This is a genomic window from Parabacteroides massiliensis, from assembly GCF_900155425.1.
Classification (GTDB): domain Bacteria; phylum Bacteroidota; class Bacteroidia; order Bacteroidales; family Tannerellaceae; genus Parabacteroides; species Parabacteroides massiliensis.
On the sequence record NZ_LT700189.1, the window covers coordinates 412,262 to 429,501 of the forward strand.

Below are 17,240 nucleotides of genomic sequence, written 5' to 3' on the forward strand. Positions count from 1 at the left end.
TTTGTCAAGTCCGTGAGATTGCATATCTGCGATAACGGTAATAGGCGATACCTGCCAAATCAGCCAGGAACCAACCGATAGGTATAGACCACCAAATACCGGTGGCCCCAATGGAGGGAATGGATGCCAGCCGATAAGAAAGGACGACACGTGTACCTAAAGACAGAATGGTAAGCACGACGGACATTCCCGGCATACGGATGGCCCGGTAGTAGCCGTAAAGGAGGAACAAGATACCGATACCTAAATAGAAAGTTCCTTCGATGTGCAGATATTCTGTTCCGATACGAAGTATTTCTGTCTCGTCCGGGCGGACGAAAATAAGCATCAAAGGCTTGGCAAAAAAGAAAACCAACAGCGAGATGACAAGGGAAAAGACGACCGTTATAAGAAATGCGCTGCGTACTCCCCGGCGGATGCGATCCCCTTTCTGCGCTCCGAAATTTTGGGCGACAAAGGTGGAAAAAGCATTCCCGAATTCCTGGACGGGCATATAGGCGAAGGAGTCGATCTTGACTGCTGCGGCGAATGCGGCCATGACGGCCGTACCAAAACTGTTTACCAACCCTTGCACCATCAATATTCCGAAGTTCATCACGGATTGTTGGACGCAAGTCAGTGTGGAGAAAGAAGTGATTTCTCTCAGGCTGGAACGGTCGAAGCGCATATCTTCCCGGTGTAATCGCAGTTCGGGACGGGTTTTATAGGTATACAGCAAGATACCGGAGGCCGCCGTTCCTTGTGCGATAACCGTTGCGGCCGCTGCTCCTTCGAGGCCTTGATCCAGGACAAGAATAAGAAACAAATCAAGCCCGATATTCAAAACGACCGATACAGCTAAAAACCATAAAGGTGTTACCGAATCGCCTACGGCCCGAAGCAACGCCGCATAAAAATTATACAGGAAAGTAAAAGCTATTCCCCAGAAAATGATCCACAGATAGTTACGCATCAACGGATAAATATCATAGGGAACTTGTAACCATCGCAAAATCGGATCGAGGCAAAGGAATACGGCTACATTCAGCAAAACAGTCACCGTGCCGATCAGCAGGAAAGAAACATAGATGCTACGTCGCAAGGCGGACAGGTCGCCGGCTCCGTATTGCAGAGAGAAAACCGTACCGCTTCCCATCGACAACCCAAGCAGGATAGAGATCAGGAAAACCATCAAGGTATAGGCGGAACCGACTGCTGCCAACGCATTTGCGCCGATACATTGTCCCACGATCAACGTATCGGCTATGTTGTAGCATTGTTGTAAAAGCGATCCTGCCAGCATCGGCAATGTGAATTGCAGCAGGGTGGTGGTTATACCTCCTTGTGTAAGGTCTCCTTTCCGTAACATTGTCAGCTCTTTTTATCCGTAAGTCTTGTATGAGTTTGCAAAAATACGAATTTAATCAGATAATCATTCTTTCGGGATTTCTGTAACCGGCCGGAATGGCGCCGAGCTTTTGTTTTGGGGTAGAATGAACGCTAATCGAGCATCAAACTCATATAAGCCTCCCGGCTCTGGTAGTCGAGCAACAGGCGGGTGAGCGATTGGGTGTCCATTTCTTTCAGTTCGCCGATGTTGAGAACGGAGTTTTCATGGGTGAAGGCCCAGTGATGGATGAGGCGGTCGCGGTCCAGGACACGTGCCATACCTAAGGGAAAAGTGCCCGGCCCGGTGAAAGGAGTGCGGTAGATGGCTTTTTCCACCTTGTTCTGGGTTGTTGCCTCTTGCAAGAGCAGGTTCTTGACGTGCTCGTTGTCGTACATCAACTCTTTGACATAGAGATGGTCGCCGGCAGGATAGAAAAAGATCATGCCTATCGGTTCGTCCTGGATGTTCAGAGCGGTCAACATCTGTCCGCCGGACATCTGCAAATCGCGCAGGATAGTGACGAAATCGTCATAATCATGCAACACATAGCAGGTACGTTCCCGCTGTTTCTTATTGAAAAAATGGTAGAGAGACTCCATCGAGGGTACTTCGGGCGGAACTACCAGGATGCCCTGTTCCCAAGTTGTTTCTTTAGGGCGGACATACGTTTCTTCCGAATAGTCGAAAGCCTCCGTATAGCCTAAATCACGGTAATAATCGAACAGCCACGGATCAGCCGGGATAATGACGGTCAAGGCCACCTTTCGGCTTTCCATCACCTCGAAGGCTTCCTGTATCAGTTGGCGCATGAGCCCCTGGCCGCGTTCGGAAGGATGGGTGCAGGCTCCGTATATATAGTTCACGGATATTTCCGTCCCGTAGTAAGTCATGACATACGGAAGCATTTGAAGGGCGGAAACGATCTTCCCGTCTTTCTTTATAAACAGGGCGTTTTCCTTCTTGTAAACCCGGTCGAAGAACAGTTTGATAAATTCTTCGCTGTCGTTGAAAGACGTACGCCACAGGTCGATTAATTGAGATTTGTTGTTATCCATTGTCCCATATTATTTTACAGGTTTCTTTATTGCTGCTGACTTTTCCAGTAAGATGACCGGGTTATACGAAAGTTTAGCCTGGCGCAACCCCGGAATACCCAAATCCTCCTCTCGGTTCACATATATATATTTCTCCGGAAGATGGGAGGCGAATTCATTGTTGATAACAGCATAAGCTCCCTCATAGTTCACATTCGCCTTTTCGACATGGACTCCGAATGTATTGTGGTTGATCGGGGCGCCGAAAGTGAAAGCTACAATCTGATGGTCCACGCAAATTGCTCCCCCCATAAGTCCCAATTCATCGTAATGGTTCAAGGCATAGATGATGGAACGGCGTTCGTCGTTCAGATCTTCCTCGTCGTTATCCCCCTGGTTGGCCTTGTACCATTTGCATTCGAGCTGGAGGCATTCGGGGACCAGTTCCGGTGTGATTGGAATATACCGGTAATCGAATTTCTTCTTGAAATTGTTGATATGATTGCGCTTTGCTTGGTATTTCTTCCCCTTCAGGGTTGCCAGGTCTTCACGCAAGTAGATGTAATCGAAATAATCCCGTTCGGGGATGTAGAAAAATCCGCCGGGGATCGCTTTTTCGAGTTCCTCTTTGGCCTCGGGCGTTACGCCTAACATGCAAAGCGGATGGCCCTGTTCGAGCGAGTCGGCTTCCAACAGTTCGATTGCCTGTTTCAAGTGTCCTTGTCCTGTTGGCGTCATATAAGCGACTCTTGTTTTGTTTTCGATCCAGAAGCGGATCAGCAAACAGCCGTTGACGATGGCAAACTCGCTATCGTAGAGGAATCGCCAACTGCAGATATTGGCAAATGAATAGTCGCAATTTTTGTAATTGCTCGGTATCGTGAATGACGTAATAATATCTTTGTCTTCGATTCCGATCGGTTTAAACGGTATCTTCATCTTTTTCTTTTTTGATGTGCAAATATAAAACTAATAAATATCAGTTAATCTAAAAAGACTTGTATGTGTTAAACTAATAACTATCTTTAAATGTTCGAAGTGTAATGGTTTTTATTTAAAAGAGAGAAGGATATGAATACAGGTAAAATATTACCGATCGACCTCTATCATACTGTGTCGACCGCTAATCTGACGTTGGAAAGAGCTTTAAAGATCGTTCACGTCGAAATCGGGCAGGATCATGAATGGCTGCCTTTGGAACCGGGTACTCTTGCGGTGGTCTGCCGGGCAGGAAAGTTCGAGTGTAAAGTGCTTGAAAAGGAAATCTCCATAGTTGGCGGGCAGGTGCTTCTGGCGTCAGCGGAAGAGGTGAGCGGTGTGTCCCGTTTTTCGGAGACGGGTTTTGAAGGGATTGTGATCTATGCCGGTAGCGAACTGCTGATTAACCGGCAACGTCTGATGTCCCGGACGATCACGCCAGACGAGTTGGAAGAGTCCGCTCTTTATATCCGGCTGATACAGTCGCAAATCGAACGAATGAGCGATGTCCGTGTCAAAGTGGTGGAGTCGCTTTTGCGTGCCCTTGTCTTCTTTCTCCAACAGGGAGGACATTTAGTGGATGACCGGGATCGCGAAGTCCCGCCTTTTTTCCACGATTTCGCGTTGCTGATTAGCCGTTACCATCATAATCCGGTCTATTTTTTTGCCGAGAAGTTGGGACTGACTTCGGCGGAATTGAATAATAAATGTAAATTGCATTCCGGTATTTCGGCTGCGGAATGGATCAGCCAGTATGTACTGCTTGAGGCAAAAGACTTACTGATCAAGACTCGCCTGAGGCCTTTCCGTATTGCCGTGATGCTTAATTTTTCTAATTACGATACCTTTGCGCGTTGGTTCAGACGACATACGGGAGAGTTGCCGGGTAATTGGAGATGAATGGAATCTCAGTGTATCGAAGGTGGCTAACATTTTCTTTGAATAAAATGGAAAGTTTAGCTATTGTGCTATAATTACTTTTCGTATCTTCACCGAAAATAAAATTTAAGTCTACGTTTTTTTAATTATAAAGTTGCGGGAATATGGTAATAGCTTATTTAAGAGTAGGAACGTCAAACAAAGAACTTCTGGAAGAACAGAAAGAAGAGATCAAACGCTATGCTTCGGATCATGATATGAATGTCGACAAGTGGGTTACGGATGTCATTGTCGGCAAAGGAAAGGAAGATGAACGTAATCTTGCTATGGTGTTGGATCGTATGCAAAAAGGAGATAGCCTGGTCTTGTTTGATATCTCCCGCTTGGGACGTACTTTGTCGGAAGTCATGGAAGCTATGAGCCGCTGTATGGAAAAAGGCATTCAGATATATAGTATAAAGGACCGGTATATCTTGGACAATACCTTGGATCTGCCGGTTATGGGGGACGTGTTCAAGCTAGTGGCGGAGATCGAACACAATTTGATGTCTACCCGTACCAAAGAGGCCTTGGACCATAGGAAGAAGACGGGAGGGGCGTTGGGACGTCCGAAGGGATCGGCCGCTAAACAGTCTTTCCTGGATATGAACAAAGAAGAGGTGATCAGTATGCTTGAACGCGGAGATACCGTTATCGAAATTTGTAAACGTTTTAATGTCTCCAGAAATACCTATTATATGTTCAAACGGAATTACGGGCTCTAAAACCAGTCTTTTTTCCGCATATACAACCAGGTCGAGAATGCTGTGAGCAGCATGAGTGACCAAGCTATGCCATATCCGTATTGCCAGTCCAATTCCGGCATCGTTTTGAAGTTCATTCCCCATATACCAGCCAGGAACGTAAGCGGGATGAAGATCGTGGATACGATTGTCAGACGTTTCATGATCGCATTCATGCGCAGGTCGTTATTGGATATATAGAGATCGACCAGGGAGGAGATGATTTCCCGACAACTCTCGGTTGTCTGGATGATGAACTGCAACTGGTCGGATAAGTCGTTATAGATGGGAAGGATATCGGCGCTTATGATCCCGTTCTCGGTGCGCAGCAGTTTGACGAATTGTTCCTTCAGCGGTTGGCTGTTCTTGCGGATAACCATATATTCTTTCCGGCGTTGCTGGATAAGCTGCCCCATATTACCTTGGTCGTTTTTGATATCGAGCAAGGTTTCTTCTATGTCTTCAAGCATTTCCTCCACTTTGGAAGCCGCTTCCACTAAATTGGCGATAATCGTATTCAAAAGAAATGCCAAGAGCAATCCGCTGTTTTTCCTACGGATGTTCAGCATGTCGGATTCGAGTGCTTTGTAGGCGTTTTCGAATACCGGATTGTTGCTTTCCGTAAAGCTGATGACCACATTCCCCGTGATCAGTATACTGATATGTTCGGAGTTGATCTCCATATTGGTGTCATAGTAGGAAGAGTTGAGCACGATAAGCATATGCCTGTCGTACTCTTCTATCTTGACTACGTGTTGGGGTGTCAGGATGTCTTTGGCATCCAGGTTGTGCATCCCGAATTCGTTGACGATACGTGTGATCGCCTCCGAGTCGGTCAGGCCGCTAACCTGGAACCAGTTGATGCTCTTTTCGTCGACAAACTTTTTGAATGACGTTTCGCTTGTCTTGAGCTCCCGCGTGTGCAAGTTGTCGGCGTTGTATTGTGTGAGGTTGATCCGCGTAACGGTCTCATGCTCGCCGGCATAGAAATATCGGTCGGCAAGATGCCGGTTCGAAATATGCTTGCGCTTGTGTGGATGTACATATTCTCTTCGCCTCATATCTGTTTGCTTTTATTCGAGTTCCACGACCGTAATGCCGGCGCCACCGAACTGGACATGTTCGTCGTGATACTGGCGGACGCCCGGAACAGTATGCAGGTAATCGCGTATCAGCTGGCGGAGTATGCCTGTCCCGGTCCCGTGCAGGATGCGGATACGGGCAGCGCCGACCTGTATGGCATCATCCACAAAATAGGTGACGGCCTGTAAGGCTTCGTCTCCTCTCATCCCCCTGACATCTATCTCTTGTTTGAAGTTCAGTTTCTTTTCATGCATATCGTCTGCTGTCTGGGTGCTGACGAATGTGCTTTTCTGGATCTCTTTCTTGATCTGTCCTTTGCTGACTTTTTCCAGTTGTTCCAGTTTGACCGTACTCTTGATCATGCCGAAAGCCACGACCGCCTGCTTTCCCAGAACTTCCATAACGGTTCCGGCAGAGACCTGTCCTTTGAGGCGGACGTTGTCGCCAACTTCTATGACATCGCGGTTGAAGACCTGTTTGGAGGCCGGCGCGTTTTGTTTTTGCTTTTTACGTTCTTTACGTTCCTGCAACTTCGCCATTTTGCGGGCGATCTTGTCGTCCTCTTCTTCGGTTGCTATCACAGAGGCCTTGAATTCTTCCAACGCTTTGCGGGCGAGCTTGGTCTGTTCCTTTTCCGCCTGTGCTTCTTTGATTTCGCGGATCGTGTTTTCGATCTTTGCGTTGGCTTCGGAAAGGATACGTTGTGCCTCTTCCTTGGCGTTGCGCATGATCTCTTTCCGTTGTTTGTTTACGGCTTCCAGGTCCTGCTCGTAGCGGGCGGTAATATCTTCCAGTTTCTTTTCTTGCTGGCGGATATTCTGCCGCTTGCTTTCCCAATAGCGTTTGTCGCGAACGATATCCTGAAGGTACTTATCCATATTGATATAGTCGGAACCTACTTTGGTTGCCGCATCGGCAATGACATCTTCCGGCAGGCCTATCTTCCGGGCTATCTCAACGGCGAAGGAGCTTCCCGGGTTGCCGATCGACAGCTTAAAGAGCGGTTGCATCAGGTGGCGGTCATAGAGCATGGCGCCGTTGACGATCCCTTCCGTGTCTTCTGCAAAATGCTTCAGGTTCTGATAGTGGGTTGTGATAACGCCGTAGCTGTGGTTCCGGTTGAAACGGTCCAGCAGGGCTTCGGCAATCGCACCGCCGATCTGTGGTTCCGTTCCGCTGCCGAATTCGTCGATCAGGATTAAAGTCTTGCTGTTGCAGTTCTTGACGAAAAATTTCATGTTCGTCAGGTGTGAACTGTAGGTACTTAAGTCGTTCTCGATGCTTTGTTCATCTCCGATGTCGATAAACAGGTTTTCGAACAATCCCGTTTTCGAGCTTTCATATACCGGAATCAGCAGACCGCATTGCAACATATATTGCAACAAACCGACCGTTTTCAGGCAAACGGATTTACCTCCCGCGTTCGGTCCGGAAATTATCAGCAGACGCTTTTTCTCTTCCAGGAGAATATCCAGCGGGACGATCTGCTTGTTTTGTCTCTGCAACGAGAGGAAGAGCAGGGGATGTGCGGCGCGTATCCAGTCGATCTGCTGTTTGTCCTCCAGGACCGGCTTGATTCCGTTCACCTGCTCGGCAAACAGCGCTTTGGCGCGGATGAAGTCGATCTCGGCCAGGAACTCGTAGGACTGCAGGATGTCGGGCACTAACGGACGGACGAAGTTTGTAAATTCCGTCAGTATCTTCATGATCTCCCGACGTTCGTCTCCTTCCAGTTCGCGGATGCGGTTGTTTGCCTCCACTACGGCTTCCGGCTCGATGAAGACGGTTTTGCCACTGGCCGATTCATCGTGTACGATCCCTTTGATCTTCCGTTTGAAAGCCGGAGCAACCGGAATCATCAGTCGCCCGTCGCGCATGGTGGGGGTGATATCTTTATCTACCACGCCTTCCGATTGGGCGGCGCGTAATATCGACTGCAAGCTGCGGGAGATACCGCTCATGGTAGCCGTGATCTCTTTTCGTATCTGCGCCAGTGAAGGAGAGGCATTGTCTTTCACCCGTCCGAACTTATCGAGGATCGCATCGATCTTCCCGATAAGTTGCGGGAATACTAAGATATCGCCGGCAAGGGCGGTCAAGGCCGGATACTTGATCTCTTCTCCCTCTTCCAAGGAAGGGCGGAAGAAACGGATGATGTCGTTGATCGTCTGGAGCGAACGTTTCAGGTCGAAAAGTTCTTTTTCATCCAGCCAAGTCCCTTCGGGGCGTATGCGTTTCAATGAATAACGCACATCGAAAAAATAACTGGCAGGAAACTCGTCTTCTCCATGCAGGATACGGACAAACTCGTCGGTCTGTTCCAGACGTTGGGTTACGGTTTGATAATCGGCAGAGAAACCCATCTCTGCTACCCGCTCTTCTCCGAGCGGGCTTAAACATTTTTCTGAAATCAAACGGCGTACTTTATCGAAGCCCGTTTTTTGTTCGAAATTTTGCGGGTATATCACGTTCTTGTAAATGCTTTATTTTACTTCGACCGTCACGGACCGGCGAATGGTCGGACGGACGATGATTTCCATTTTGTTCTTTCCCCTTTTGATATCGAACGTACAGGCATTGTTGCCGGACGGGTTGATATACGGGGCGTAATAATATAAATATGAGTAGGCGGCCTTATTGCCGGGTTTCTGGATCGCATCGGCTACCTGCGGGTATTTGGATGTCTCCCAAAACATACAACGTTTGAAACCGTTGGCATCCGTAAATTGAGTCTTCGGATCGCGGAATTTCATCGTGTTGGTAATGAATCCTTTGTATGCGGCGGAAAACTCTTCTGCCGTATAGCTCGTTTTCTGTTCGTTGATTTTCTCTACAATATCGCGAGGACGTAATCCGGCGGCATAGGCAGGCGAGTTCTTGTCGACGTCGATGATCTGTTCCATGCGGTCGATGTCGTAACTCAGCCCCGTATAATTGTAGGTTTTCTGATTGACTTTGAACGGCACGTTGCGCTGATATTTGACATACGGATATTGCATGCACATCAACGGCGCGTGGATACGGGCATATTCATCCAAGTGATACGAGTCTTCCAGCAGTTCGTTTGCTTCGCATTCCCACAGGATACGGCCCGGTACGTCGCGTTGGTCGATCAGGCGGAAACCGAACTGGAGCAAATATTCCGCTTCCGTTTCTGCAGACATCGGGTTCAGGAACGGGAATGCCTCCATCTTGCTGTGATTGAAGTTGTAACGATAGGTCGGCTCTTTTTCGACCAGAATCTTGTTCACTCCTTTATAGTTCGGATTCTTATCGAAGAAATAGAAAGTCTGTATGATGATGTCGGGACGGTCTGTGTCGACTGTCATCCCTTTCTTGGTCAACACCTTTTCGATACTTTCGTTGATGGCTGTTTCCAGCTTGTTGTTATTCTCGTCTATGGCAGAGAAGGCGAAAGTCTTGAACTCTCCGAAATCGACAGGGTCGGCGGTCACGGTTGTCTTGAACGGACAAATAAATTCCCGTTCGCTGGTCGTTTCGAGGCTGTACATCGAAAAAGCGGTGGCCAGTTGTTCTTCGGTAATCGCATTTCCTTTTTTGCATTCTTTCTTGACAAGCACCTGCTTGGACGGGTTTGCCAGATTGCCGATCGTCAACAGTACTTCGTTTTTCCCGGCGGAATTCAACATTTCACCTATCTCTTCCTGCGAAATATCGGTTGTTTGCACACCGTCGATCGTGAGGATTATATCGTTGGTCTTGATACCTGCAAGCTCTGCCGGCGAGTAAGGGATGACACCGGTGATAACCGGTTTGCTTTTCCCCCAGTGGTCGCTTTGGCTGATATCGTATGTAATTCCTAATCGACAGATATTCCGGTTCTGGGCAAAACCGGTAAGAAATGCAAATAATAACAGTAAAACTGACAAAATCGCTCTCTTCATAATTAAATTCTTCTTGTTTTATTAATCTTAAAATACTTTGTACTATGACGATAAATCATCTTTTTACTACACAAAGGTAAAGATATTTTTGTTCTATAAGAACAGTTGGCAATATATTTGATGTTATATTGGTGATTGATATCGACAAGAATAGTGCCGACAGATAGATCATATGATTGCTATAGGTATTATATCTTATTGATTATTAGATGATAATAAAAATATAAAATAAATTATGAACAAGACGAATTTTAATGGTAAGAAAGAAACTGCTGACAAAAAAGAACGCCAGAGAGTTGATGATGCGACAAAATTACAGAACGAACAGGTAAATGCGGCAGAAGAAAATACCGTATCTGACAATGTGACGGATGAAGAAGAGGAGCAGGGCCAGAAAGAGCTTAAGAAGAAGTATGACGAACTGAACGATTCCCACCTGCGCCTGATGGCAGAGTTCGACAACTACCGTAAACGTACATTGCGCGAAAAATCCGAACTGATCAAGAATGGTGGCGAAAGTGCTTTGACTCACCTGCTTCCCGTTATCGATGATTTCGAACGTGCTTTGCAGAACATCCGTTCGGCAGAAGATATAAAGGCCGTCACAGAGGGAGTGGAACTTATCTATTCGAAATTCATTTCTTATCTGTCCCATCAGAATGTAAAACCGATTGAAACAGTCGGCAAACCGTTTGATGCTGAAACGTCTGAAGCTATTGCCATGATTCCTGCGCCGGAACCCGACATGAAAGGCAAGGTTCTGGATTGTGTACAGACCGGTTATACTTTGAACGAAAAGGTGATTCGCCATGCTAAAGTGGTGGTAGGCGAATAATATACGACAGGATAATGAGCAAATAACAACAGACAGATACGAAGATGGCTAAAAGAGATTATTACGAAGTGCTGGGCGTCGAGAAGACAGCCTCGGCAGAAGAAATAAAGAAAGCTTACCGTAAAAAGGCGATCCAGTTCCACCCTGACAAGAATCCGGGTGACAAGCAGGCCGAAGAAAACTTTAAGGAGGCAGCTGAAGCGTATGACGTTTTGAGCGATCCTCAGAAACGCCAGCGTTATGATCAGTTCGGTCATGCCGGAGTGGGAGGCGCTTCACAAGGTGGCGGCTTTGGCGGAATGTCTATGGATGATATTTTCTCCCAGTTTGGAGACATCTTTGGCGGGCATTTCGGCGGCTTTGGCGGGTTCAGTGGCTTTGGTGGCGGTTCGCGTGGCGGCCGCCGGGTGAATCGGGGTTCGGATTTGCGTGTGAAAGTAAAGTTGAACCTGAAAGAGATCGCTACCGGAGTCGAGAAGAAGATCAAGGTTAAGAAATATGTGACCTGTTCCAAATGTCACGGTAGCGGGGCGGAGGACGATCACAGTTCCAAGACTTGTGAAACCTGCCATGGCAGCGGTGTTGTCACCCGTGTTGCCAATACTATCTTAGGACAGATGCAGACACAGACAACTTGTCCGACCTGTGGGGGTGAAGGAAAAATCATCACCAAGAAATGTAGCGAGTGTAACGGTGAAGGAATCGTGCGCGACGACGAGGTGATCACGATCAATATTCCGGCCGGTGTGGCAGAAGGCATGCAGCTTTCCATGAGTGGAAAGGGTAATGCGGCCCGTCATGGTGGTATAAACGGAGATTTGCTGATTCTGATCGAAGAAGAACCGCATCCGGAACTGATACGCGACGAGAACGACATCTTGTATAATCTGTTGTTGAGTGTGCCTCAGGCTGCTTTGGGAGGAACGGTTGAAGTTCCGACTATCGATGGCAAGGCAAAAGTAAAGATCGAGCCGGGGACCCAACCGGGAAAAGTGCTCCGTTTGCGAAACAAAGGGCTTCCCTCTGTTAACAGTTATGGAACGGGAGACCTGCTTGTAAACGTAAGCGTTTATATTCCGGAAACGTTGTCTGCGTCAGAAAAGGAGATCATGAACGGTTTGGAGAACTCTCCTAATTTCCAACCGAAGAAATCTGTCAAGGAGAAGATTTTCGATAAGTTCAGACATATGTTCGATTAACCTTTTCGTAGAGTTTGCTGATATAAAAAGGGCGAAGTTTTGATACTTCGCCCTTTTCTTTTTTTAACCTAATCGAATTCTACCCTACGGGTAGCAGGTAAAAAACACTAACAAAAGATGATGGTTTGGGTTTGGATTGTTTAATACTTGTTTAACAGTGTGTTATGTTGGTGATAATACCTGTGTATGGGTATTCCATTCCGGTAAATACCTAAAAAAAGGGATTTTGGGAAGTAGAGAATCATTGTATGTTTGCATCGAATTTTTAATTAATAAACAAAAGTTTTAGAACTATGTACAAATTGTTAACATTAGCTGCGCTGTTACTGGCGTTTTCCTTTTCTGCTTGCCAAAATAAGCAACAATCAACTTCGGAAGAAGGCGAAAAGAAAAGTTGTTGTGCCTCCGCAGCCGCCCAAACGGAAGTTAAAACGTTCACGCCAGAAGCATTGCTCACGAACGGCGCATCACTGGTAGACCTCGAAGTCGAACTGCAAGGAACCATTGCCCATGTCTGTTCACACGGAGGCCGGAAGTGTTTTTTGGCAGGCGACAAGCCTGGTATGAGAATCCAGGTCATGGCCGGTGGCGACATCAAGGCTTTTGACAAAAAGCAGATCGGGCAAGAGATCCGGGTAAAAGGGATTGTAAAAGAACATCGCATCCAAAAAGAAGCGATCGAAAAGCAGGAAAAATCTGTCACGGAAGAAATGTCCCAAGAGGGATGTACCGAAATGGAGCGTTGCAAGTCGGTCATGAGCAACGTCAAGCAGATGAAGCAGTGGATGGCCGATAACGAGAAAGACTATTATCCGGTCTATTACGTAGATGGCCAGCACTATGACGTGGTTCGGTAAACGGCCGTGTTGTTTCTAAGAGAGAGTGTTTGTGTTTTTATCGAATAGAAAAAGAATGAGGTATCAGTTAAATTATTGTGTGTAATGAATAAGAGAGTGTTTGTATTATTGGCCGGATCGTTTTTGATGGGTTTCTTGAGCTCTTGTAGCGAGAATGAGGGTCCGGGGACAATAGAGGAACAAAAAGTGTTAGTCAAATTCGTGGCGGCTCCGGCAATTGAAGGAGCGGTGGATGCAAAGATGCTGGATGGCTTGAATGCTGTCTTCACGGAAATCCGCAATCAAGACACGACCCATTGCATTTTGGATCAAAACGGAGAAGGATTGGTCAATTTGTATAAAGGAACCTATAACATCGCAATCGAAAGCAAGGTGCGCAACACGGCGGCTGCCCAAACGGATTCGATCGTTTTGTCTGTACGCATGGAGAACATATCGGTCAACCAAACCGGGCAGGAGATTTCCGGCAAGTTGAATGTATTTCCGGTAAATGCATCCGGCAACAATTTTATTTTCAGTGAAGTGTTTTTCAATGGAGAACGCAATACCGGTATCATGATGCATCCGGACCAATATATCGTTGTGTTCAACCCCACGAATGAAACACTTTATGCCGACGGTGTCTCGATTGGCGTTGCCAACCAGTTGACATGGGCGCCGAAAGAGCTTTGGTACGATTCGTTCTATCCGAACAGCGTCCCGATGCCCGGTTTTATCACGGTTCCGGGTAACGGCACGGAACATCCGGTAGCGCCGGGAGAGAAATTCGTGATCGCATTCACGGCTATCGACCATTCCAAATTGGTGGAGACCCTTGTTGTCGGAGGTGTCGAAAAAGTCATCGGATACGACCATGCCGTCGATCTTTCCGGAGCGGATTTCGAAGTCTATTACGGACCGGAGTCCGGCGATGTCGATAATCCGGAAGTGCCGAACATGCTGCTTACGGAAAATGGAGATGCCTACTTTACGAATCCGAGCCAAGGGAAACGATTTGCTGCAAGCTTCTCTTTGCAACCAAGAGGTTATTTTGCTCCGTTCATGTTTAAATTGGAGAATGGCGAAACAGCCACGATCGACAAGTTTGTAGCCGACAACTCCAAACCGTTCTACCATGTGATCCCGGAGACGGCAACGACACCTGCCGACACGATCGACGTGAAGATATTTGCCGTGCCCACGGAGATGATTATCGATGGCATCCAGACCAGCGACGTCCCGCAGGATATCAAAACCCGTACGATTCCTGAAGCCGTAGACAGAGGCAAGTTTTTGGTATCTGCCTGCCATAGCCAGGAATTGGCCATCCGCAAAGAGGTGAAAGTCGGAGAGAAAATTTTCTATCAAGACACGAACGACTCATCCAAGGACTTTGTGATGCAAAAAGGCCAAAATGCATATCCCAAAGGTTGGCGCGACAAATAATAAATATTGACCGAATGAACCGGAAAGGGATTTCCCTCCATGAAAAAACTTTCCGGTTCGCTTTTTTAATCATTATACCTGATATATGCCTCACAATACATCCATCATTTTCTTTTCAATCTGTCTCTTCTTTCTTTTATCTGTTCCCTGTCTGTCTGCCACAAACGATACGAAAAGTACCTATCAGGTGAAAGGGACTGTGCTTTCGGCCTCCGACGGAGAACCGGCCAGTTTCGCGATGGTATCGATCGGTGAATTCGATCTGAAGACAATCTGTGACATTGATGGGCACTTCCTCTTTGCAAAAGTTCCGGCCGGCATGCGGCAGATACAGGTGAGTTGCTTGGGGTACAGCCCGAAAGAACAGTCTGTCAACGTAGAGAAAGATACGGAACTTATCATAAAACTATCGGTCACCAGCGTTGCCTTGCCTGAATTTGAAGTCATGGCCAAACGGACGAAGCATGACAAGATAGTCGTCAACGAGGCAGCTCTCGAATATATCCAGCCGACATCGTTGGCCGATGTCCTTCTGTTGCTTCCGGGGAATGTCTATAAAGAAAACGATATGAGCAGTTTCGGGCAAATCTCATCGAGGCAGGTCGGAAGTGACGCCAATACATCTTTAGGCATTGCCGTCATGACGGATGGAGCACCGATTGTCAACGATGGGATGCGCACGCAATTGGTCGGCATAACCGACAACTCGACTTCTTACAGTGGCGATTCCGAAATCCGAAGCCGTACCGGAATGAACCAAGGCGTCGACATGCGCTACATCTCGACCGACCATATCCAAAGCGTCGAATTCACACGGGGCATCTCTTCTGCCCGCTATGGAAATCTCTCCAGCGGAATGATCCAGGTCAACTCCAAATATGGCGTTACGCCCCTCCGTGTACGTGTGAAAGCAGACCTGAAAAACAAACTGGCTTATGTCGGGAAAGGATTCCGGTTGTCGGAAAAAGCCGGAACACTCCATGTCGGGAGTGATTTCCTTCACTCCATAGACGACATACGGGAAGAGATGGATAAATTTTCACGCATAACGGCGCAGGTCTATTATAACAATCAGATAAAAACAGCAGATTACCAACTCCATCTGGATGCCAAACTGAATCAGACCATCACGGTCAATAAAATGAAGAAAGACGAAATGACATATCAGTACGACGAGTCGTACAAAGCTGACTATTCCAGGACCAACCTGTTGTTGAAGAGCAGCCTGACGCTGAACCGCACGTGGATCGACGAGATCGAATTCATGCTCTCTTCGGATCTTGTCTTCGACAAAATCAGTCGGCATAAGTTTGTGATCACATCCGGTGGCGGAGCTCTCAATATGCCGCTCGCAAAAGAGGAAGGAGAACACGAAGGAATGTTTCTGCCAAGTATGTATTACAGTGATTTTTATATCGATAATATTCCTGTCAACCTCTTCACCCAGTTGCATACGGCTTCGCGTTTCCAACTTTCCGGCCCGTTAAGCCTCCATTTCCAATACGGATTGGAATACAGACGATCCAAGAACAGAGGTGACGGGGCCGTTATCAAAGACGAGACACATCCGCCGTTTCCGCAAGACAATTCATACATGCGGCCGCGTCCCAACTGGCAGATACCGGCTCTCTCGATCGGAGCGGCTTACTTGCAGGCCGACCTGCTATATGGAATAGACGATTATAACCTATTTAAAATATCCTTGGGAGGACGAGCCACCCACATGTTCAATCTTCCTGACAATTACGCCTTGTCGAAACTCGTTTTGACCGAACCGCGCGTCAATGCCTCCTACACATTCGGGCAGGGATTGAAAAACACGTTTCGAATCGGATATGGAGTGGAAAACAAACTTCCGACTTTAGATTATCTCTATCCGGAGAAGCTCTATAAGGACTTCTACATGCTCAACGCGTTTACCAACAAAGAGGAATACAGGCGGTTGATCACTTACACGAATATCTTTGACATGGCCAACACGGATATCCGTGAGAATAAAAATCGAAAGATAGAGGCAGGATGGGATTTGGAGTATAAGGGACTGGACATCTCTGTTACGGCCTTTTATGAAAAAACGAAATCCGGATTTGAATATTTTACCGTCTACAATCCTCTGACTTACACGCTGTACAGCACCGTCAAGCCGGGTGCCGACATCAGCAACCGTATTCCCCAAAAGGAGGACTACCTGCCGGAACAATACAGTCTGTTCACCTCCTCTTCGCGTGTGATGAACAGCAGCAAGGTCATCAAGAAAGGCGTTGAATATAGGATTATCTTCCCTCGGATAGCACCTTTGTACACGACTATCGAACTGAACGGCGCTTTCTACAAGACAAACTATGGTTCTTCTTTGCCTGAATATTATTATCCGGACAAACGTGTCGCAAACAAACCCTACCCGTATGTCGGCATTTACGACACGGATCCGCAAAACGAATACCGGCGGCTGAACACGAATATATGGTTCAACACACACATTCCTAAGTGTAAACTGATTTTTACCAACTTTATCCAATTGGTTTGGATCGCATCGGAACAGTACAAAGATTCGAGAACGAAATATCCGTACGCTTATATTGATTTCAGTGGTACGGCACATCCTGTCGGCACATCCGAAATAGAAAAAATCAATTCTGACGATATCATCTTCCGGCAACTGAAGAAAACCATCTTGCCGATCGGGTATGCCAGAAATTCCAAGCCGGTTTCGCTTCTTTGGAATATCAAAGCGACTAAAGAATTCAACAAGTATGCCAAACTCTCATTTTTCGTCAACGGGATACTCGACATCCATCCCAAATACCTTTCGGGAGGCAAAACAACCGAAAGAGACTGGACCGATCCCTATTTCGGAGTAGAATTATTCTTGAATTTCAGCTTATAAACAATTG

13 protein-coding genes are annotated in these 17,240 nt (G+C 47.0%); 7 read left to right on the plus strand and 6 right to left on the minus strand.

What is annotated here, in order from left to right; translation table 11 throughout:
* Positions 1–4: 4 nt before the first annotated feature.
* From BQ9893_RS01735 to BQ9893_RS01745, 3 genes are all read right to left on the minus strand, one after another.
* Positions 5–1,348, minus strand: a complete 1,344-nt coding sequence (locus BQ9893_RS01735) for an MATE family efflux transporter (RefSeq protein WP_075964458.1) — start codon at positions 1,346–1,348, stop codon at positions 5–7.
* A 131-nt stretch (positions 1,349–1,479) separates the two neighbouring features.
* Positions 1,480–2,424 carry a GNAT family N-acetyltransferase gene (locus BQ9893_RS01740; protein ID WP_075964459.1) on the minus strand — a complete coding sequence of 315 codons (945 nt, stop codon included), beginning with the start codon at positions 2,422–2,424 and terminating at the stop codon, positions 1,480–1,482.
* Between the two features lie 9 nt (positions 2,425–2,433).
* A complete protein-coding gene (locus BQ9893_RS01745; protein WP_075964460.1) occupies positions 2,434–3,342 on the minus strand; it encodes a DUF2156 domain-containing protein in 909 nt (302 codons plus the stop codon).
* Between the two features lie 132 nt (positions 3,343–3,474).
* On the opposite strand from BQ9893_RS01745, the gene BQ9893_RS01750 reads away from it, so the two are divergent.
* Both BQ9893_RS01750 and BQ9893_RS01755 read left to right on the plus strand, forming a co-directional pair.
* Positions 3,475–4,281 carry a helix-turn-helix domain-containing protein gene (locus tag BQ9893_RS01750; protein ID WP_075964461.1) on the plus strand — a complete coding sequence of 269 codons (807 nt, stop codon included), beginning with the start codon at positions 3,475–3,477 and terminating at the stop codon, positions 4,279–4,281.
* A 143-nt stretch (positions 4,282–4,424) separates the two neighbouring features.
* Entirely contained in the window at positions 4,425–5,024 is a 600-nt protein-coding gene (locus BQ9893_RS01755) for a recombinase family protein (RefSeq protein ID WP_075964462.1), read from the plus strand.
* On the opposite strand, the gene corA is transcribed toward BQ9893_RS01755, so the two are convergent.
* Genes corA through BQ9893_RS01770 form a run of 3 tightly spaced genes read right to left on the minus strand, consistent with a single transcriptional unit; the run spans position 5,021 to position 10,030 of the window.
* The gene (gene corA / locus BQ9893_RS01760) at positions 5,021–6,103 is read right to left on the minus strand and encodes a magnesium/cobalt transporter CorA (RefSeq protein WP_075964463.1); all 1,083 of its coding nucleotides are present in this window, start codon (positions 6,101–6,103) and stop codon (positions 5,021–5,023) included. The genes BQ9893_RS01755 and corA overlap by 4 nt on opposite strands.
* 12 nt (positions 6,104–6,115) lie before the next feature.
* Complete coding sequence (locus tag BQ9893_RS01765; RefSeq protein ID WP_075964464.1) at positions 6,116–8,593, minus strand: endonuclease MutS2; 2,478 nt, start codon at positions 8,591–8,593, stop codon at positions 6,116–6,118.
* A 15-nt stretch (positions 8,594–8,608) separates the two neighbouring features.
* Positions 8,609–10,030: a PDZ domain-containing protein gene (locus tag BQ9893_RS01770; RefSeq protein WP_075964465.1), complete on the minus strand. Its 1,422-nt coding sequence runs from the start codon at positions 10,028–10,030 to the stop codon at positions 8,609–8,611.
* 235 nt (positions 10,031–10,265) lie between these two features.
* Between BQ9893_RS01770 and BQ9893_RS01775 the strand changes: the two genes are divergently transcribed.
* From BQ9893_RS01775 to BQ9893_RS01795, 5 genes are all read left to right on the plus strand, one after another.
* Positions 10,266–10,865 carry a nucleotide exchange factor GrpE gene (locus BQ9893_RS01775; protein ID WP_075964466.1) on the plus strand — a complete coding sequence of 200 codons (600 nt, stop codon included), beginning with the start codon at positions 10,266–10,268 and terminating at the stop codon, positions 10,863–10,865.
* Between the two features lie 44 nt (positions 10,866–10,909).
* Entirely contained in the window at positions 10,910–12,064 is a 1,155-nt protein-coding gene (dnaJ, locus tag BQ9893_RS01780) for a molecular chaperone DnaJ (protein WP_075964467.1), read from the plus strand.
* A gap of 293 nt (positions 12,065–12,357) precedes the next feature.
* Positions 12,358–12,921 (plus strand): hypothetical protein, encoded by a 564-nt coding sequence (locus BQ9893_RS01785; protein WP_075964468.1) that lies wholly within the window; start codon positions 12,358–12,360, stop codon positions 12,919–12,921.
* Positions 12,922–13,005: 84 nt separating this feature from the next.
* Positions 13,006–14,346: a DUF4876 domain-containing protein gene (locus BQ9893_RS01790; RefSeq protein WP_075964469.1), complete on the plus strand. Its 1,341-nt coding sequence runs from the start codon at positions 13,006–13,008 to the stop codon at positions 14,344–14,346.
* A gap of 85 nt (positions 14,347–14,431) precedes the next feature.
* A complete protein-coding gene (locus tag BQ9893_RS01795) occupies positions 14,432–17,233 on the plus strand; it encodes a TonB-dependent receptor (RefSeq protein ID WP_075964470.1) in 2,802 nt (933 codons plus the stop codon).
* Positions 17,234–17,240: the final 7 nt, after the last annotated feature.